The organism is Paraburkholderia sp. J69-1, from assembly GCF_905220255.1.
GTDB lineage: Bacteria > Pseudomonadota > Gammaproteobacteria > Burkholderiales > Burkholderiaceae > Paraburkholderia.
Genome location: NZ_CAJMZG010000002.1, coordinates 326,030 through 344,974 on the forward strand (window position 1 = coordinate 326,030; position 18,945 = coordinate 344,974).

General features: G+C 61.5%; 14 protein-coding genes and 1 pseudogene. 4 read left to right on the top strand and 11 right to left on the bottom strand.

What is annotated here, in order from left to right; translation table 11 throughout:
- Positions 1–26: 26 nt before the first annotated feature.
- From ugpE to U5A67_RS04585, 5 genes and pseudogenes are all read right to left on the bottom strand, one after another.
- A complete protein-coding gene (gene ugpE / locus U5A67_RS04565) occupies positions 27–872 on the bottom strand; it encodes a sn-glycerol-3-phosphate ABC transporter permease UgpE (protein WP_205982365.1) in 846 nt (281 codons plus the stop codon).
- On the bottom strand, positions 872–1,753 hold the full coding sequence (gene ugpA / locus U5A67_RS04570; RefSeq protein WP_205982364.1) for a sn-glycerol-3-phosphate ABC transporter permease UgpA: 882 nt from the start codon (positions 1,751–1,753) through the stop codon (positions 872–874). Before ugpA ends, ugpE begins: the two co-directional genes overlap by 1 nt.
- A gap of 118 nt (positions 1,754–1,871) precedes the next feature.
- On the bottom strand, positions 1,872–3,116 hold the full coding sequence (locus U5A67_RS04575; protein ID WP_321813230.1) for an NAD(P)/FAD-dependent oxidoreductase: 1,245 nt from the start codon (positions 3,114–3,116) through the stop codon (positions 1,872–1,874).
- 130 nt (positions 3,117–3,246) lie between these two features.
- Positions 3,247–4,161, bottom strand: a complete 915-nt coding sequence (locus tag U5A67_RS04580) for a transporter substrate-binding domain-containing protein (protein WP_321813231.1) — start codon at positions 4,159–4,161, stop codon at positions 3,247–3,249.
- A gap of 160 nt (positions 4,162–4,321) precedes the next feature.
- Positions 4,322–5,645, bottom strand: a pseudogene (locus U5A67_RS04585) (MFS transporter).
- A gap of 279 nt (positions 5,646–5,924) precedes the next feature.
- Here U5A67_RS04585 and U5A67_RS04590 point away from each other — a divergent pair.
- Positions 5,925–6,452: a nucleoside 2-deoxyribosyltransferase gene (locus U5A67_RS04590; protein WP_321813232.1), complete on the top strand. Its 528-nt coding sequence runs from the start codon at positions 5,925–5,927 to the stop codon at positions 6,450–6,452.
- Between the two features lie 14 nt (positions 6,453–6,466).
- Here the strand turns inward: U5A67_RS04590 and U5A67_RS04595 are convergent, their stop codons facing one another.
- On the bottom strand, positions 6,467–8,134 hold the full coding sequence (locus U5A67_RS04595) for a S10 family serine carboxypeptidase-like protein (protein ID WP_321813233.1): 1,668 nt from the start codon (positions 8,132–8,134) through the stop codon (positions 6,467–6,469).
- A 198-nt stretch (positions 8,135–8,332) separates the two neighbouring features.
- Positions 8,333–9,940, bottom strand: a complete 1,608-nt coding sequence (locus U5A67_RS04600; RefSeq protein ID WP_321813234.1) for a S53 family peptidase — start codon at positions 9,938–9,940, stop codon at positions 8,333–8,335.
- 428 nt (positions 9,941–10,368) lie between these two features.
- Between U5A67_RS04600 and U5A67_RS04605 the strand changes: the two genes are divergently transcribed.
- A complete protein-coding gene (locus U5A67_RS04605; protein ID WP_241023351.1) occupies positions 10,369–11,424 on the top strand; it encodes a BMP family ABC transporter substrate-binding protein in 1,056 nt (351 codons plus the stop codon).
- A gap of 41 nt (positions 11,425–11,465) precedes the next feature.
- Complete coding sequence (locus tag U5A67_RS04610) at positions 11,466–11,981, top strand: nucleoside deaminase (protein ID WP_321813235.1); 516 nt, start codon at positions 11,466–11,468, stop codon at positions 11,979–11,981.
- A 93-nt stretch (positions 11,982–12,074) separates the two neighbouring features.
- On the opposite strand, the gene galU is transcribed toward U5A67_RS04610, so the two are convergent.
- Both galU and U5A67_RS04620 read right to left on the bottom strand, forming a co-directional pair.
- Positions 12,075–12,965 (bottom strand): UTP--glucose-1-phosphate uridylyltransferase GalU, encoded by an 891-nt coding sequence (galU, locus tag U5A67_RS04615; protein WP_205982356.1) that lies wholly within the window; start codon positions 12,963–12,965, stop codon positions 12,075–12,077.
- Positions 12,966–13,253: 288 nt separating this feature from the next.
- Entirely contained in the window at positions 13,254–13,397 is a 144-nt protein-coding gene (locus U5A67_RS04620) for a hypothetical protein (RefSeq protein ID WP_167067073.1), read from the bottom strand.
- Positions 13,398–13,645: 248 nt separating this feature from the next.
- Between U5A67_RS04620 and U5A67_RS04625 the strand changes: the two genes are divergently transcribed.
- Positions 13,646–14,803: an acyltransferase family protein gene (locus U5A67_RS04625; RefSeq protein ID WP_205982355.1), complete on the top strand. Its 1,158-nt coding sequence runs from the start codon at positions 13,646–13,648 to the stop codon at positions 14,801–14,803.
- Positions 14,804–14,937: 134 nt separating this feature from the next.
- Here the strand turns inward: U5A67_RS04625 and U5A67_RS04630 are convergent, their stop codons facing one another.
- Positions 14,938–17,445: a glycosyltransferase family 4 protein gene (locus U5A67_RS04630; RefSeq protein ID WP_321813236.1), complete on the bottom strand. Its 2,508-nt coding sequence runs from the start codon at positions 17,443–17,445 to the stop codon at positions 14,938–14,940.
- Positions 17,442–18,908, bottom strand: a complete 1,467-nt coding sequence (locus U5A67_RS04635) for a flippase (RefSeq protein WP_321813237.1) — start codon at positions 18,906–18,908, stop codon at positions 17,442–17,444. The genes U5A67_RS04630 and U5A67_RS04635 overlap by 4 nt, the downstream gene beginning before the upstream one ends.
- Between the last annotated feature and the right edge of the window lie 37 nt (positions 18,909–18,945).

An 18,945-nucleotide genomic window follows, 5' to 3' on the forward strand; every position in this document is an offset into this window, starting at 1 on the left:
CCCGTTTTATCGCGAGCGTGTGCCGCTCATTTTTCGACATCGACCAGCCCGCGCACGAACCAGCGCTGCATCGCCAGCACCACCACGAGCGGCGGCAGCATGGCGATCATCGTCGCGCACATCACCAGTTGCCATTGCGTGGCGGCATCGCCGCTCGCGATCATGCTTTTGATGCCGACCACCGAGGTTGTCATCGATGCGGTACTCGACATCAGAATCGGCCATAAATACTGATTCCAGCCGTAAATAAAGGTGATGACGAATAGCGAAGCAATATTCGTCTTCGAAAGCGGCAGCACCACATCCCAGAAGAAACGCATCGGCCCTGCGCCGTCGATACGCGCCGCTTCGATCAATTCATTCGGCAAAGTGAGAAAGAACTGGCGAAACAGAAAGGTGGCCGTAGCGGAAGCAATCAAAGGCAGTGTGAGGCCCGCGTAGGTGTTGGTGAGATGCAGCGTGGCCGCTACCTGCACCGTGGGAAAAATGCGCACTTCCACCGGCAACATCAGCGTGACGAAAATCAGCCAGAAGGAAAGACGCCGCAGCGGAAAGCGAAAGAACACAATCGCATAAGCGGAGAGAATCGAAATGACGATCTTGCCCACGGCAATCACGAGCGCCGTAATCACGCTGTTGAGCAGCATCTTGCCAAACGGACTCGCCGCACTGCCGGTGCCGATATTCCAGACCGTAGCGGCATTCTCGAACAGATGCGTGCCAGGCACGAGCGAGAGCGGCACGCTGAACACCTGCTGTTCGCTCTGGGTCGCCGCGCAAAACGCGACGTAGACCGGAAACGCCACGACGGCAACGCCGAGCAGCAGCATCGCGTGGCAAAAGAGATTGAAATAGCGGCGATTTTCGACCATCAGTATTGCACCCGCCGTTCGATGAAGCGGAACTGAAAAATCGTGAGGCCGATCACGAGCAGCATCAGCACCACCGATTGCGCGCCGGAACTGCCGATATCGAGGCCGCGAAATCCTTCATCGAAAATCTTGTAGACAAGCGTGCGCGTTGCCTGCCCCGGCCCGCCGCCGGTTGCCGCGTCGATCACGGGAAAAGTGTCGAACAACGCATACACCACGTTCACGACGAGCAGAAAGAAACTCGTGGGCGACAACAAGGGAAACGCGATGCCGAAAAAACGCCTCACAGGCCCGGCGCCATCGATGGCCGCCGCTTCGAATAACGATTGCGGAATGGCCTGCAAACCCGCGTAGAAGAATAGAAAGTTATAGCTGATCTGCTGCCATACCGAGGCAATCACAATCAGCGTCATCGCCTGACCGGGATTGAGCGCGTGATTCCAGATCACATTCACGCGCGCCAGCGCATAGGTTACGAGGCCAATGCTCGGGTTGAACAGAAAACCCCAGAGCACCGCGGCAATCACCGGCGCGACCGCATATGGCCAGATCAGGAAGGTCTGATAAAAGCGCTTGCCGCGCGTGATGTGATGCGCCATGCCGGCCAGCACGAGCGAAAGCGCGAGCCCGCACACCGTCACCAGCACGGTAAAGATCAGCGTCGTTTTGACCGAACCCAGATAGAGCGGGTCCTGAAAGAGCCGCGCGAAGTTCGCAAAACCCACGAACTCCGACGACGTGCCGAAGGCATCCTCGGCTTGAGTGGATTGCAGCAGTGCCACACCCGCAGGCCATAGAAAGAAAATGGCGGTGACCGCAAGCTGCGGTCCGATCAGCAGATAAGGCAACAGGCTCGCGCCGAAACGGGAGCGTGATTCCATCGCGTCGATCTCCTCGAATGTCGGCGCCTTCGCCGCGCAAGCATTCTAGCCGAGAGTCGGCGCGCGCCGCGTCAATGAGGTCTCAATGACGCGGCGCGAAGGCCATGCCGGGCGCGAATCAGCCCGCCAGCGTGGCCGCCGCGAACTTGCCGATGTCCGTGGCCGGATCGCGCAAAGCCGCCACGTCGAGCGTCTTGCCGCAACCGACGAGCTTCTTGCCGCACAGGAAATCGGGCATCGACGCCACCGCATCGACCGCCAGCAGCGTGCCGTTCTTGAGGTAATAGACGGCGAAGCGGCGCGCTGCCGGGTCGCCGCGCACCACGGTTTCGTCATGACCTTCGTGCAGGCCCACGGTCTGCAGCTTCAGATCGAACTGATCCGACCAGAACCAGGGCGCATCGCAGGCCGGGCGCGCCTTGCCGACAATCGCCGACGCCGCCAGCTTCGCCTGCTCGACCGCGTTGTGCACGCTTTCCAGACGCCCCGTGCGACCGTAATGCGAAAGCGGACGGCTCGCGCAATCGCCGATCGCGAAGACATCCGCGTCGGACGTGCGTGCGTCGTCGTCCACCTGGATGCCGTTCGCGCAGACGATGCCTGCGTTTTCGGCCAGCGCGACATTCGGCGTCACGCCGATGCCGATCAGCGCGAGCGTGGCGGGCACGATTTCGCCATCGGCGAGACGCACGCCCGTGAGCTTGCCGTTCTCGCCTACCAGTGCTTCGATCTTCGCGTTCAGGCGCAGATCGACGCCTTGCGTGCGATGTTCGTTCTCGAAGAAAGTCGAAACGGTTTCGCCGGTCACGCGGCCCAGCACGCGCGGCGCGGCTTCCAGCACCGTGACATCGTGGCCGAGCTGGCGCGCAGCAGCCGCCGCTTCGAGGCCGATATAACCCGCGCCGATCACCACGAGCTTTTCGCCCGGCTGCACGCGTTCGCGCAGCACGTCGGCGTCGGCGAGCGAGCGCAGCGCGATCACGCCGGCCAGATCGTGGCCCGGCACGCTCAGCGCGCGCGGCGCGGAACCGCTCGCGAGAATCAGCTTGTCGTAGTTCAGCGTCGTGCCATCCGCCAGCGTGAGCGTGCGGCTCGCGCGGTCGAGCGACTGCGCATTCACGCCGAGCTTGAGCTCGATGCGCTGGTCCTCGTAGAACTGGCGCGGCTTGAGCCAGAGGCGCTCGACGTCCGATTCGCCCTTGAAATAGGCCTTGCTCAGCGGCGGCCGATGGTACGGCGGCACCGGCTCTTCGCCCACGAGCACGATGCGCCCGTCGAAACCATACTGGCGCAGCAGTGCCGCGGCGTTGCCGCCCGCGTGCCCCGCCCCGACGATCACTACCGTGCTGCCTTGTTCCTGCATGTCCGCTCCCGTTCGTTCAGTTGCTGCGCGGCCTCAGACGGGCGCGCGTCGTTCAGGACCGAGATCATCTCACGTCTGCGGCGCGGCCCGCAAAAAAGCCCGCCCGCGGCTCCCGGTCCCAGTTTCAGTCTCAGTCGAGCGCGCGATCGTCCGGCGCGGCATATAGCGCGCGCAACTGTCCGTTCATCGGGAAATCGATCGTCACGCCGCGCGGCGGAATCGGTTCTTCGAACCACTTGCGATAGAGCCTGGCCATTTCGCCGCTCTTCATCATCGCGCTCATCGTATCGTTGACGAGTTGCCGGAATGCAGGGTCGCCATTGCGCATCATGAAGGCATAGGCTTCCCACGATTGCGGCGTGCCCACGATCACCCAATCCGATGGATGCGCGCTCAACGATCGCACGCCCGCGAGCAACACATCATCCATCATGTAGGCCACGGCGCGCCCCGCTTCGAGTTCCGTGCGCCCGTGTGTGTAATCCTTCGCGCTGATCACACGCATATCCATCTGCTTCTGCAGATTCATGAGTCGAAGAATACGTTCGGACGTCGTATTCTGATTCGTCAGCACGCTTTTGCCCGCGAGATCCTTGAAATCGTGAATACCCGATTCCTTGCGCGTGAGCAGCCGTGTGCTGGCAATAAAGAAGGTATTCGAAAACGTCACCTGACTCTGGCGCGAACGCAGATGCGTGGTCACGCCACATTCCAGATCGACCGTGCCGTTTTGCACGAGCGGAATGCGGTTTTGCGATGTGACGGGAATGAAGCGCACTTCCAGATTCGGACGCTGCGCCCTGGCCTTCACAACCGCGATAATACGATCGCAAATGTCCTGCGAAAAGCCGATAACCTTGCCACTCGCATCGCGATATGAAAACGGCAAGGACGCTTCGCGATAACCGATGGCGATGCGATTGGCCGACTCGATTTTTTCGAGCGTGGGTTGCGCGAACTGCGCTTGCGCAGCATCAGGCAATGCCAGCAGCGCGCCGATGCCCAAGCCTGCAATTACGGCGCGGATTACAGCCCGGATACCCATTGCGCGTCGCGCCCTTCGCCCCCTCTGCTCCCTCATGCCCGCCGCCTCGTCGAGTGATTGCAGCCATGATGTTAGCGCGGCAAACCAGCCCACGAAAACTCCAGGCGAAAAAAAAGCAGCGGACGCATCCGCTGCTTTTTTCTCTATTCGGCCCGCGAAATCACGCGCCGCCTGCACCCCGGCTATTGACGATTTCCTTCGGCTGCAGCAGCGCCAGCACCGCGCCCACGGCCATCGCCGCCGCCACGCAATACATGCCCGCATTGGTGCTATGCGTGACATCCTTCATCCAGCCGATAATCGACGGGCTCACGAAACCCGCGAGATTGCCGATCGAATTGATCATGCCGATCGCCGCCGCTGCCGAACCGCCCGCCAGAATCGCACTCGGCCACGCCCAGAACACCGGCATGGTGGCGAGCATGCCCGCTGCGCCCACCGAAAGCGCGAGCATCGCGAGCGGCACATTGTTGGCGAATACCGTGCTGAAATACAGCCCGAGCGCCGATGCGAAAGCCGCAATGGCGAAATGCCAGCGACGCTCGCCATTGCGGTCCGCGCTCTTCGCCACGAACAGCATGCTGAACACGGCGCAAGCATAAGGAATGGCGGTCAGCAGGCCCACGTCGAGCGCGTCTTTCACGCCGCTCGCTTTAATCAGCGTCGGCAGATAAAAACTGATGCCGTAAAGACCCATCATGCAGCAAAAGTAAATGCCGGCCATGAGCCACACGCGACCATTGCCGAACACCGAAGCCACCGATGCGTGACCCTTGCCCGCCTGATCGGCTTGAATGTTCTTTTCGAGCAGATCGCGCTCTTCATTCGTCAGCCACTTCGCCGCGCGAATGCTGTTGGGCAGATAGAAAAGCGTAATCACGCCCAGCACAAACGAAGGAAGCGCCTCGATCAGAAACAGCCATTGCCAGCTCGTCATGCCGTCACGGCCGTTGAAAGCCGCGAGAATCCAGCCCGAAAGCGGGCCGCCCAGCACGCCCGCCACCGGAATACCGATCATGAACAGCGCGTTCATGCGGCTGCGCCGCGCGGCGGGAAACCAGTAGGTCAGATACAGCACGATGCCGGGGAAGAAACCCGCTTCGGCCACGCCCAGCAGAAAACGCACGAAATAGAACTGCGTGGGCGTCTTCACGAATAGCGAAGCCGCTGAAATCACGGCCCACGTGAGCATGAAGCGCGATCCAGACGCGTGCTCCAACCTTGTGCATCAACAGGTTGCTCGGCACTTCGAAGAAAAAGTAGCCGATAAAGAAAATGCCGGCCCCAAGGCCATAAACGATTTCGCTGAATTGCAGGTCGCTGAGCATCTGCAACTTCGCAAAGCCCACGTTCACGCGGTCCAGATAGGCCGCGACATAGCAGAGAAACAGGAACGGCAAAAGGCGCAGCGTGGCCTTCCCGTAGGCGCGGGATTCGAGTTGCTGTCGTGCGGCGCCCGTCAGGCCGCTGGCGAGTGTATTCATGGTCTCCACATGGTGTGCGCAAAGATCGGAGCGGATGCGCCGCGTCTTTTTCGTGTTTTAGGCAGTTGCTGCAAAACGCAGCAGATTGCCGGCATGTTACCGGTAGCGTCCGCCGCATGCAAACGGCATGACAAACGCCATGATCGTAGCGGCGCGGCTTTCCGGCTGTCAACAATTCGTAAGACAAGCCGAATCTGCGCATGCGCATGGCGGCGGGCTAGAATCGGCGTTCGAGTTTCGTATCGGAACCATTCGGCAACCTCGCATGGAGGCACACACATGATGACGCTCGCCACTTCGCCCCGCCGCCCGCGCGTGTATCTCGCGGGCTTCGACGTGTTCCGCCTCGACGCCGTCGAACACGGCGCGCGCCTCGTCGCCACCTGCGCGGAATACGGTTTCGAAGGGCTTTATCCGCTCGACGCCCAGGTGCCTGCCGATCTGGACGGCCCGCGCCAGGCCGCGTGGATCTATCGCGCCAATATCGACGCGATTCGCAGCGCCGACATCGTCATGGCCAACGTGGACGACTTTCGCGGCCCCGGCGAACCGGATTCGGGCACGGCATTCGAAATCGGTTTCGCCGCCGCGCTCGGCAAGGAAATCTGGGCTTACACGACCGATCAAGGCACGCTGATCGAGCGCGTGCCATCAAAGGCCGACGCGCAGGGACACGTATGCGAACGCGGTTACCAGGTAGAAGACTTCGGTCTGCCAAAGAATCTGATGATCGCCTGTGCCGCGCGCATCGTGCAGGGCGATGCGCGCGCGTGTCTGGAGGCAATGGCGCGCGGACGTTTGGACTAGACGTCCCGTGCGTATCAATGATGCATCGCGCTCATCGTACTCATGCGTTGCAGCGCGCGAATGCGGGCAATAGCCGGGCGGTCCGTCACCGCGCTCTGATAGAGTTTGGCCAGATCGGCCTTGAGCGCGGTGCGCGACGCGCCGTCCAGATAAACCATATGCCCGGACGGATAAAAACGCGCGCTCAGGTTATTGCGCACTTTCTGGTCGAGCAGCGGCATCTTCTGCAGATCGATCACGGTCTGATAAAACGGCGTGACGAAGTCGTAATACCCATTCGCCGATAACACCCGCAGATCGGGATTCAAGGCCATCACCGCGGCCAGATCGCCTGCCGTATACAGCACGATATTGCCCTGCGCATCGCGCCCCTTCTGCGCGCCGGTTGGATCGATATGGCCGAAGTCCCAGTTCTTGAAAGCCTGATCGTTGAGGTCCGTGAACGAGGAATTGGTGCGGAATTTCAGCGTCTCGTTCAAATAGCTGTTCCACATTGCCGTATAAACGCCCGTCACGGCCGTCATGGTCGGATCGTTACCGCCTGAATTCGGATCGATATTGCCGGCAATGCCCGTGTCGATAGCGCTCACGCGTCCATCGTAGGAACCGAGCGCCATGCCCTTGTCTTTAAGCAGCGTCGTGAGAAAAAGCGAATTGCCGCGGCTGTCGTAAGCGGCAATATCCAGATTCCACGATTCGAGCGTTTGCGTGTCGATGCCCGTGTATTGCGAAAGCTTCTTGAGCGTGGCAGGAAGTGCGGCATTGTGCGGATTGGGGAATTTTTCGAGCGCCGTCATGTAATCGGTGCGGGCGAATTGCGCCACTTGCGCCGCGAACGCATTCAGATCTTTAGGCGCGGGCTTCACACCCAGACGCTTATGGAACCAGGCATCGGCGGCCGCTGTGGGTAACGCGCCCACTGGATTGCCGCTTTGCGTGTAATCGAGAATCGACGATTGCAGCGTGATGCCGTTCAGGTCCACGCCGTCTTCATGCAAGCGATAAGCGAGCACGCAACTACGCGCCGTGCCATACGATTCGCCGTATAAAAACTTCGGCGAATTCCAGCGATCGTTTGCGCTCAGATAGCGTTTGATAAATTGCTTGAGCGAATCGGCGTCTTGATCCACGCCCCAGAAATCGCGATTGTGATGCGGCGCCACAGCCGCCGAATAACCCGTACCCACCGGATTGATAAAGATGAGATCGCTGCGATCGAGCAGGCTGTCTGGATTGTCTTCGAGCGTATAAGGCGCGGGCGGCGTAAAGCCCGGCATCGACGTCTTGATGCGTTTGGGCGCGAACGAGCCCAGCAACACGAATACCGAAGACGAGCCCGGCCCGCCGTTATAGAAGAACGTCACGGCACGATCCTGCGCCTGCACGCCGTCCTTCGTGAACGCAACGTAGAAGATCTTTGCGTTGGGCTGCGAACTGCTCGGGTCGACGGTAACGAGGTGGCCCGCCGTCGCCGTATAGGCAATCACCTCGCTGCCGACCTGGAGCGCGTGATGCGTGATCGCGGCGTTCTCGGTCATGTCGGTGACGAAGTCGTCGGGGCCGTTGCCGTAGGCAGTCGGATCGAAACACGGCTGGTCGGCCGGGCTGCGATGCTTGCCGTTGCCGCCCGCCGGGCCCGATGCGTGCCCGTTGCCGTTGCTGGAATGCGCCTCGTCGTTCATGTCGTCTCCTTGCTCGTGGCGCGCCTTCCGTGCGATAGCTACGCGAACGGAGCGCCTGTTTCGCTTCGGAAACTTCCGAAGCCCCTCGGATACCATCGGAAACAGGAAGCAAAAACCGGAAACTCAAGCTGCGGAGCACGACGCTGCGCGCGCCGTGTCCGTCATCGATGCTATACCGAACGCGCCTGGGACCACCGTTTAAGCGAGCGCGGCAGCCACCTTGCTGCCCACCGGCGTGCCGAGCCCCGTGCAGGCGTCCCAGCCGGGCCCCGCGGTGTAGTCGCCGTTACTGCCGCTGGTGACGTCGTTGAATGCGCCGGGTTGCGCGTAAAGCTTCGCGTTGACGAAACCCGCCGCCTTGCCGCCGCTCGCGTTGATACGCGCGATCAGTGCGGCCCACAGTGGCGCGACGGCGCTCGTGCCGCCCACCACCGTATCCGTGCCGCCGATGTGCACCGCGTAGCCCGTGGCCGGATCGGCATCGCCCGCAACATCAGGCACGCCGCGCCGCACCAGCGACCTCGCGCCACCGTTCGCGCGCACGAGCCGCAAGCCCTTTTGCCACACGGGCAGCGCAAACGTCATGCTGACGCCGCCGCCCGTCGCGCCATCGCTACCGTTGCTCCAGACCGTCTCGCGCGAAATGCGTCCGTTCGCCGCCGTCACGTGCGTGCCGCCGCAACCGAGCACATACGGGCTCGAAGCGGGAAAATCGACGTGATCGGCGCCATCGCCCACGCCGTCCTCCGAGCCGCTGTCGCCGGACGCCGCACACACCGTCACGCCCAGCGCCACGGCCGTCTGCAAGGCATCGTTGAGCGCGCCCAGCGACTGCTGCGACCACACGGATTCCGGCGCGCCCCAACTGATCGAGATGACCGACGGCTTGCGCTGGCTGTCATGCAGCGCGGCGCTCACGGCATTGACAAAGCCGGCCTCGCTATTGGGTGCGAAATACACGGCGATCAACGCGGCGGGCGCAAGCGAACCGGCAATTTCCACGTCGAGCGTGACTTCGCCGTCCGGGCCATTCGGGTCGCCCGTGGGCGCGTTTTTCGTCTGGTCGACCGACACGGCCTCGACTTGCGGCTGCGCCACGCCCAGCGCGCTGAAATAGGCCTGCAGATCCGCTTGCGCGTAGCCGCCGCCCATTTCGATCAGCGCGATGCATTGGCCCTTGCCGTCGCCCGCCGGGAAGTCGTAGAGATCGGCCAGTTGCAGCGGCGTGAACGAGCGGCTCACGGCGCGCGCGGCACGGATCGGCGCATGCACGGGACCGTCGCCCACCGAAGCGGGCGCACTCGATTCGATGCGGAAATGCGGTTGCACCTTGGCGCGGCTGTCGAGACCCACGACGGCCGTGACGATTTCGTGCATGTCATCGGGCAGATGCACGGGGCCAACCGGCTGACGAAAATGCTGTTTGAGCGTGCCGACCTGATGCTCGAAACGCTGGAGATCGACGCCGAATGCGTCGTTGTACTGCTGCACCGTGCCCGAAAGCACGACGCGGCGCGCGCCCGCATCGGCCTTCACGACCGCGAGGCCATGCGCGCTGGCGAAGGCCTCGGCGCGCTTCACGTCGGCCGCCGACGCGCCAAAGCGCTGCTCGTAGTCCGCGCGCGAAACCGGCTGGGCGCCGGGCGTGCCAGCGGTGATGCCATCCACCAGCGCACGGAAACCCGCTTCGTCCTGGCGTCGCAAGATCAGCACGACGTCGAAATGGTCCGCCGGATCACATGCGCCGACGCATTGCGCGCCAGCCGGTACGGGATGGTCACTGCCTGCCACGGGATGCCTGGACATGGCCGTTTCTCCTTGTTGGGCACGCGCCCGCCCGAAGACAGGCACGTGACTGATTGTGCAGATTCCACACGCCGGGCGACGTCTGCGTGCGCTTTTCGCCAGCTTCGCGGCCGCGAGGCGCCAGAAGCGCGCCCCGTGCAGTGCGTGGAAACCCGTCACGCATCGCCCCAGGCTGGCCCGCAGGCCGTGCGATGCGCACAAAACCTGCTTCAGTGCGCATCGCGCATGCCCGCCCGCTCAGGCTTATGGCGTAAGCGATCTACCGAACCGCCGCTTTCATACGATATTTGTTATACCGACGATAACGACGACAAATATTTCCCCAATATTTGGCTCGTGAAGATGGTGCATCGGACGACTTTTGCCCTTTTTCTGGAGCCTTCATGAAATCACCCAAGACGCGCGTTCGCCGCGCCTGCGCCACGGTTATGACCGCGCTGTTCGCCGCACTCACGAGCGGTATCGGCCATGCGGCCACGCCGCCCATCGGCGTCGCCTTCGTCTATCTCGGCAATCCCGGCGATGCGGGCTGGACTTACGCTCACGAACAGGGCGTCAAGGCCGTCGAAGCGCAATACGGCGACAAGATCAAGGTCACGCGCGTCGAAGACGTCCCGGAATCGGCCGATTCCGAGCGCGTATTCCGCGACCTCGCGGCGAAGGGCAATAAGATCATCGTGGGGTCGAGTTTTGGTTTTCAGGACTTCGAACTAAAGGTTGCCAAGGATTACCCCGATGCGGTTTTCATGCACGCAACCGGCTACAAGAAAGCGCCGAACTTCGCGACCTATGATGTGCGCACCTATCAAAGCGCGTATCTGGCGGGCCTCGTAGCGGGCTATACGACGAAAACGAATACGCTGGGCTTCGTGGGTTCCGTGCCGGTTCCCGAAGTCGTGCGCAATATCGACGCCTTTACGATGGGCGCGCGATCGGTGAATCCCAAAGCCAAGGTCAAGGTGCTGTGGATCAATAGCTGGTTCGACCCGGGCCGCGAAAAGCAGGCCGCCGAAACGCTGATCGGCCAGGGCGCGGACGTGCTGATTCAGAACACCGACTCCACCGCGACGATGCAAACCGCCGAGCAAAAGAAAGTGCACGCCTTCGGCTGGGATTCGGACATGAAGAAGTTCGGCCCCAACGCGCAACTTGGTGCGTGTGTGAGCAACTGGGGCGTGTACTACTCGCATCTGGTCCAGCAGGTCATGGCTGGCACGTGGACCAATGCGCCGGTCTGGTGGGGCCTCAAGGAAAAGGCCATCGACCTCGCCGATATCAATACGCAGGCCGTCTCGCCCACCGCGCAAAAAGCGCTGGCTGCAAAGCGCGACGCCATCGTTGCCGGCACGTTCGATCCGTTCGCGGGCCCGATCAAGGATCAGGCAGGCACGATTCGCGTGGCAGCAGGCAAGTCGTTGGGGGATGCCGATCTGCTGCGCCTGAACTGGTTCGTCGAAGGCGTGGACGGCACGGTGCCGAAATAAGCCTTAAAACAAGCTATAAAACATCACATGCAGGAGACAGGATGAGCATTGACATCACCGCCGCAACGCGCAGCGCACCTACGCACGAGCAGATCGTGCGCCATCTGCGCCGCGCGGCGGCCGTGGGCGAGCGCGCCGCGTCGTTCGGCCACCATCCGTTCGGCGCGATCCTCGTCGGCCCCGATCACGAAACCGTGCTAATCGAACAAGGCAACGTGGATACCGTCAATCACGCGGAAGCCGTGCTCGCGCGTATCGCGGCCATGAATTTCAGCGCCGATTATCTTTGGGACTGCACGCTCTATACGTCGGTCGAGCCGTGCTGCATGTGTGCGGGCACGGCCTACTGGGCCAATATCGGCCGCGTGGTGTATGGCATGACGGAGGAACGGCTGCTGGAAGCGACCGGCAATCACGCGGAAAACCCCACCATGAGTGTGTCGTCGCGTTATGTATTCGATCACTGCCAGAAGCCCGTCGATCTGATCGGCCCCGTAGCCGATGTGGAGGACGACGTGATGCGTGTACAGCGCGCGTTCTGGCAGGCGCACGCTTGATATGAGGTAGTGCGGCGCGTCGGGTTCTATTCAGACGCGCCGCATTGTCAGGCTTGTTTCAATCGCGATTTCTTTCGCGCGTTATGTCGCGATTCAAGCCGCAGCAGCCAGCGCCTGCGGCAAATGGTTCTGCAGATAGGCTTCGAATTCGTCCTTCACCTCGGGGTGACGCAGCGCGAATTCCACCGTGGCCTTCAGATAGCCGATCTTGCTGCCGCAATCGAAGCGCGTGCCCATGTAGCGATAAGCGAGCACCTGCTCGTCGGTCAGCAGCGATTGCAGCGCGTCGGTGAGTTGCAGTTCGCCGCCTGCACCCGGCTTCAGTGCGCGCAGATGATCGAAAATCGTCGGCATCAGCACATAACGGCCCACCACGCCCAGATTCGACGGCGCCACTTCAGGCGCGGGCTTTTCCACGATGCCCGAGAGTTTGAAAACATCCTCTTCCCACTCGCGGCCATCGACAATGCCGTAAGACGCGCTATTTTCGCGCGCGATCGACTCCACGCCCACAATCGAGCTGTGATAGTGGTTGAACGTATCCACGAGCTGTTTCATGACGGGCTTGGGGCTGTAAAGCAAGTCGTCCGCGAGAATCACAGCGAACGGGCTGCCCTGCACCAGCTTTTCCGCGCACAGCACGGCATGACCCAGACCGAGTGCCTCGGCCTGACGCACATAGAAACAGTCCACATTGCTGGGTTTAATGCTGCGCACGACGTCCAGCAGCTTTTGTTTGTTGCGCGCTTCGAGTTCGGCTTCGATCTCGTACGATTTGTCGAAATGATCCTCGATGGCGCGTTTGCTGCGGCCGGTCACGAAAATCATTTCGGTGATGCCGGCGGCGATGGCTTCTTCCACCGCATACTGAATCAGCGGCTTGTCGACGATCGGCAGCATTTCCTTGGGGCTGGCCTTGGTGGCCGGCAGAAAACGCGTGCCGAGGCCTGCAACAGGAAATACCGCTTTGGTTACTTTTAGCATGATGTTCATTCCCAGTTCGATCGTTTGAGTAACGGTCTCGCAGCAAGGCAAGCCGGCGTCCCCGATGTTTCTGTTTGGGTCAATTTTTATATTGAATGCGTCGACTTTGTTCCGCTTCTGGAAATAAAGAAATGGAAACAAAAATCCAATGCGATGCCGATAACGAAGATCAGGCAGACTAGCGGAAATTATTGCCATGCACCCCGGATAATCGGCATGATTTTCCTGACCCGGATTCGATCGGCGTGCGATCGTGGCGCAATGACAGATACGTCATGCCCGCGCAGTTTACTCGACTTCGTCGGCCGGCGGCAAGCGGCCCGCCTGCGTGCGCGAGCGCCGGATAGGCTCGTTGCGCAAGGCCTCGCGGTACGCCGATACCGCGACGAGTATCAATAGCACGGCAATGCCGGCCAGCAAATGCAGGTTCATCGAATTCTCCAGCGATCATAGGCGATCCCCTTCAAACTATCAGGTCAAATCGCACAAATAAATCGCTTTAACGTTACAAGGTTTTATTTCCTGATTTCGAGTCAATTACGACATTTTCGCCACACTTTCCGTTAATCGTCGCGAATACTTTTTGAAAAACTTTTGCATAATTTCGCGGGACCGGGCACCTATGATCGCAAAGTAACCTCCCCTCATAGCCACGAGCGCCATCACGGCCACCCATCACGATGAGCGACCCCGCACTCGAAACCGTCCTGCCGCCCGCATCCGTCATGCCCACCGCCGCCGCGCGGCCCACTGCCATCGCCGGCGATCACCTGATCGACGCGTTGCGCGGCTTTGCCGCCCTGCTGGTAGCGTATTTTCATTGCCGCCAGGTCACCTGGATCGGCATGGGCGCCTTCCACCAGATGCACGCAAGTCTCGCGAGCCCCGGCACGATTGCCGCGTGGCTCACCTTCCCGATTGCCTGGGGATCGGCGGGCGTGCCGATTTTCTTTGTCATCAGCGGCTACTGCATTCACCGCAGCGGCGCGTCAAAATTACTCGCCAATCCTGACTATCGTCTCGATGCCGGGCAATTCTGGCTGCGCCGTTTCGTGCGGATCTACCCAGTGCTGCTTGCCGCGCTCGCGCTCACGTTCCTCGCGGATTCGATCAGTCTCACCATGACGCCGGTGAGCCACAAGATTCTCGATATCGGCCCGCAGGCTTTTCTGGTCAATCTGTTTTCGCTGCAAGGCGTAGCCGGTAAGACTTACGGGTCCAATGGCGCGCTCTGGACCTTGTCGCTCGAAGTGCAGTTCTATCTGCTTTATCCGCTGCTTTTCGCGGTACGCCGGCGTTTTGGTTTGAACGCAGTCCTGGCCGGCGTTGCCGTCATCAATGTGATTTCCGCCCTCACGCTGGCGCCGCACGACGTCACGTTCTTCACGTCGTACTGGTTCTCGTGGATGCTCGGCGCGTGGATTGCCGAAGCGCGTCTGCGCGGTTCAGAAGGCTTTCCCTTTGCTTATGCGGCCGCAGCCGTGTTCGCCGTGGCGGGCTGTGCCGCGTTTCACTTCGGCCAGTACGGCGCTTTCCAGCTCTGGGCGTGTGCGTTCGCGTGCTATCTAGTGAAAGCGCTGTCGCGGCCCATCCCCACCCTCGGCGTGCTCATGCCGCTGTTCTCGAAGCTCGGTGAATTCAGCTATTCGCTCTATCTGATTCATTTGCCGCTGTTCGTGCTGCTTGGCTCGCTGCTGTTCCGCTCGGAACTGCAAACCTCGATCTGGGCTTCGTTCGGCTTCACGCTTGCCGTGTTGCCGGTCGCGTGGGTCTTCTATCGCCTGTTCGAGCGTCCTGCCCTGAATGTCGCGGCACGGCTTCGCAAGCGCGCTGCCTGAACAAAGTCTTCGATACAAATAAAGCGGGGCCGCCTGAATGGCGGCCCCGCTTTTTACTGCTGCCTTTTTAACGGCTTATTCCCGCTTCTCCCTGAGTTCCTGCCTTGCGAGCGCCCAGCGCAACTGGATACGACCTAGCGCGCTCGCGTCACTACACCATCCAGCACGCGCCCCACGGCTTCCACGTACTGCTCCTTACCGAAGCGTTCGCGCGCGACCAGCAGGCCGTTGCGTGCGAGCCGCTCGCGCAGCGCCTGATCGTCGTGCAGCGCCGCGAGCGTCGAAGCCAGCGCCTGCGCGTCGCCAGGCGTGCACAGCAGCCCGCTCTTGCCGTGTTCGACGATCTCCTTCACACCGCCATCGCGCGAGGCCACCACGGGCCGCTGAGCCAGCATGCCTTCGACGATCACGCGGCCAAACGGCTCCGGCGTGATCGACGTATGGACGATCACATCCATCGCCCGCATACAGGCTGCGATATCGTGCCGGAAGCCCAGAAAATGAACCCGATCGCCCAAGCCGTGCGCAGCGACGAATTCATGCAATTCCTGCGCGTAAGCGTCTTCGCCAAACAGCGGCGCGCCCACGAATACAGCATGCGCGCGCGGTTCCTGCAGCAACGCTTCCAGCAACACATGCTGGCCTTTCCAGCGCGCCAGGCGGCTGAATGCACCAACCAGAAACGCATCCTGCGGCAGACCGATCTGCGCACGCAATTGCGCCTGCGGCACCCGCGCGAGCGCACGGAATGGCGATTCGTCCACACCGTTGTGCACGACGTCGATACGGTCCGCATCGAATCGCGTGAGTTCGGCGAACACCTGCGCCGATGCGTGTGAATTCGCAATCACATGCGCGAGACCGAGCTTCGCGCAGCCCTTGATGATCGCGCGCTGCACGCGGCCGAAATGCTCGGCGCTGACGATATCGCGCAGATGCCAGACCACCGGCTTGCGCGCGAGTTTGCCGGCCAGCACGCCAATCACCATCGCGCGTTGTGTGTTCGCGTAGAGCACGTCCGCACCACGGGCACGACGGCGCGTTTCGCGCACGAGCCCTGCAATGCCCGCAATCACGCCGAGTTTCGGCACCGTCCCGCCATCGCGGCGCACGTTGCGCAGCGCGCCCGAATCCACTACATCCACACGCGCGCCAGCGGCGTCGAGCGCTTCGCGGAACGGACCGTCGTTGAACAGCAGCACTTCGATATGCGCCTTCAATCCTTTCACCACTTCCAGCAGCGACAATTCAGCGCCGCCCAAAACGCCGCTCTGGTCGATCGCCAACACACGCGGCGCGCTTTCCAGTGCTGCGGCCGCCGCCGCATCCAGTGCTCGCTGCGGATTCAGATGTGCAGGACCCACTGCCGCAATCGCCGGAACGGCACACGCCACCTGATTAAAGAAGCGGTCGCGGAAATGCTTCGACGAAAAACGCTCGGCGTTATGGCGGCAATCTTCGGCACGGAAACGCCCGGGATCGCGCTCGAACGTTTCCACGGCCGCGATGATCGCTTCGGCGCGCTGCTCTTCGAAGAACAGACCGGTCGGCTGCGAGCCCGTATCGCGCACGGTTTCGAGCGCCCCGCCCTTGCCATACGCAATCACCGGTGTACCGCACGCCTGCGCTTCCACTACCGAAATGCCGAAGTCCTCTTCCGCCGCGAAAACGAATGCCTTCGCGCGGCGCATGCGATCGTGCAGTACGGAAAACGGCTGATAACCCATGACTTCGACATTCGGGCCCGCTTTGGCGCGCACCTTCTGCATATCCGGGCCATCGCCGATCACGACAAGACGCTTGTCCGGCATGCGCGAAAACGCCTCGACGATCAGATCGATCTTCTTGTACGGCACGAGACGCGAAGCGGTCAGATAAAAGTCTTCCTTGCGCGTTTCCAGCTCGAATGAATCGACGTCGACAGGCGGATAAACGACTTCCGCATCGCGCTGATAAACCTTGTGAATACGCCGCGCGATGAATTCGGAATTCGCCACGAATTGATCGACGGAATTGGCCGTGCGTACATCCCAATTGCGGATGTAGTGAAGAATCAGGCGCGCCAGCATCGATTTAGGTCCGCGCGTGAGACGCGACTCCTGCAGATACTGATGCTGGAGATCCCACGCATAGCGGATCGGCGAATGCACGTAGCTGATGTGATATTGATCCGGCCCGGTCAGCACGCCTTTGGCGACGGCGTGCGAACTGGAAATCACCACGTCGTAGCCCGAAACGTCGAGTTGCTCGATCGCCAGCGGCATGAACGGCAGATACGCGCGATAACGCGTGCGCGCCTTCGGCAGACGCTGGATAAACGACGTCTTCGCGCGTTTGCCGCGCAGAAAGCCGCGATCCTTGTCGTCGACGAAATCGACCACGGAGAACAGATCCGCTTCCGGGAAGCAGTCGATGATCTGCTCGAGCACGCGCTCCGCGCCCGCATAGGTCACGAGCCAGTCGTGCACGATCGCCACGCGTGGCTGGCGCCGTGTTTCGCGTGCCGCCTCATTCGTATAGGCACTCGATGCCGTGCTCACCGCGCGCAGTTCACCGCGCACCGTGGACGGGCTTTCGCGCCGTTGCTGGGGCATCGCGGCGCGTTCGGACGGCGCCGCTTCGTCGATCAGTTCGTGACTCATGCGCTTTTCCGTGAATTTAGTCGAAACAGGAGGGAACGGGCATAACCACGCAACAGCGGCGTGGTTGCCACCGACCAGACACAGTTGGCAAGGGCCAGCACGACGCCCGCACCGATTGCATAGACCGCGTCCGGCAACCACCACGCAATAGCCAGCGCGGCGGCAAGAAAACTCAGGTGTGCAAACATATCGACGACGATTGCGCGGCTATGAATGCGCGCGAGCCACAGCAGGACCACGTAGTCGAACAGCGAGCGGAACAGCACCGCAGCCGCCGCGCCGGGCAGTCCGAAATGGTCGATACCGAGCCACAACAGCCCCGCGAACAGCGGCATTTCGATCAGGCCCACGCGCGCTGCAGCAGCGGGATTGTTCTGCGACTGGATCAGAATGCGTGTGACGCCGGCCTGCCCGATCAGCCACACAGCGACGATCAGAAAGCGCCCGACCGGCGCGCCGTGCTCCGCGATCACCGGGCCAACCCACAAACGCAGGAAGGGCTCCAGCACCACGATTGCGCCAATCGCCACCGGCGTGAAGACGGCGTTGAGGAATTGCAGCGACTGTGCGGCGATTTCATCGGCGTGTTCGCGGCGCAGCGCGGAAAGACGCGGAAACAGCGTACGCACCAGCGCGTTCGGCACCATGTTCAGGCGCGTCACCAGGTTCTGCGGCACCGTGTAATAAGTCACGAAACGCGCGCCCAGACCGGCGCCCAGCATCATGCGGTCGAGCGAATCGGCGATCATCGTCGTGATGCTGGCAATCAGCATCCAGCCACCGAAATTGAATAGCGCTTTCGATGTATCGAAGCGCGGCCCGCGCATTTGGCGAATGCCGAGCACACGCAGCGCGGAGCGCCCCAGCAAGATGCCGGCGAAAAGACGCGCGAGCACGGCAGCGGCCAATACGGTCTGCAGATTCGGCGCGATGGCCCATGCCGCGCCCAGCGGCAGCAACTGGAACAGGAACGTGCCCAGCGTCTGGTTGGTGTTGTAGATGCCAAAGCGCTCGGCGCCATTGATCGCACCGGCAAACACCCACGAAACATTGGCGACAGGAATCGCCACCGCGAGCCAGGGCAGCGCGAGATAAACCTCGTGGCGCAATTCGGGCGTCACATGCGTGAAATACGCCGTATACAAAGCGCCGCCCGAATAAATCAACAGCCCGCCAATCACGCCGGTCGTGAAGTTGAGCCAGAACGCGCTCCAGAACACACGCTCGCAGGCCTCGGTGTCTTTCGAGGCGTAGGCCTTCGAAATATGATTCTGCGCGGCCATGCTCATGCCCAGATCGAGCACGCTGAAATAGCCGATCAGCGTCCAGACGAGCGCGATCACGCCATAGCGTTCGACGCCAAGCATCTTGATGTACGACGGCACCGTGACCAGCGATACAAAAGTCGGCAGGATCAGCCCGAACAGATTGATCGCGACGTTGCGTAATATGCCTTTATCCATGCGGTTTCCTGTAGCGTGCGGAATGTGGGCCTGAGTG

Coding starts and splice junctions, on each gene's coding strand:
- U5A67_RS04595 (WP_321813233.1), bottom strand. CDS start 8,134: ATGAACGACGAGGCGCATTCCAGCAACGGCAACGGGCACGCATCGGGC.
- U5A67_RS04610 (WP_321813235.1), top strand. CDS start 11,466: ATGAGCATTGACATCACCGCCGCAACGCGCAGCGCACCTACGCACGAG.
- U5A67_RS04590 (WP_321813232.1), top strand. CDS start 5,925: ATGATGACGCTCGCCACTTCGCCCCGCCGCCCGCGCGTGTATCTCGCG.
- U5A67_RS04580 (WP_321813231.1), bottom strand. CDS start 4,161: ATGGGTATCCGGGCTGTAATCCGCGCCGTAATTGCAGGCTTGGGCATC.
- galU (WP_205982356.1), bottom strand. CDS start 12,965: ATGCTAAAAGTAACCAAAGCGGTATTTCCTGTTGCAGGCCTCGGCACG.
- U5A67_RS04630 (WP_321813236.1), bottom strand. CDS start 17,445: ATGAGTCACGAACTGATCGACGAAGCGGCGCCGTCCGAACGCGCCGCG.
- U5A67_RS04620 (WP_167067073.1), bottom strand. CDS start 13,397: ATGAACCTGCATTTGCTGGCCGGCATTGCCGTGCTATTGATACTCGTC.
- ugpE (WP_205982365.1), bottom strand. CDS start 872: ATGGTCGAAAATCGCCGCTATTTCAATCTCTTTTGCCACGCGATGCTG.
- U5A67_RS04605 (WP_241023351.1), top strand. CDS start 10,369: ATGACCGCGCTGTTCGCCGCACTCACGAGCGGTATCGGCCATGCGGCC.
- U5A67_RS04575 (WP_321813230.1), bottom strand. CDS start 3,116: ATGCAGGAACAAGGCAGCACGGTAGTGATCGTCGGGGCGGGGCACGCG.
- U5A67_RS04625 (WP_205982355.1), top strand. CDS start 13,646: ATGAGCGACCCCGCACTCGAAACCGTCCTGCCGCCCGCATCCGTCATG.
- ugpA (WP_205982364.1), bottom strand. CDS start 1,753: ATGGAATCACGCTCCCGTTTCGGCGCGAGCCTGTTGCCTTATCTGCTG.
- U5A67_RS04635 (WP_321813237.1), bottom strand. CDS start 18,908: ATGGATAAAGGCATATTACGCAACGTCGCGATCAATCTGTTCGGGCTG.
- U5A67_RS04600 (WP_321813234.1), bottom strand. CDS start 9,940: ATGTCCAGGCATCCCGTGGCAGGCAGTGACCATCCCGTACCGGCTGGC.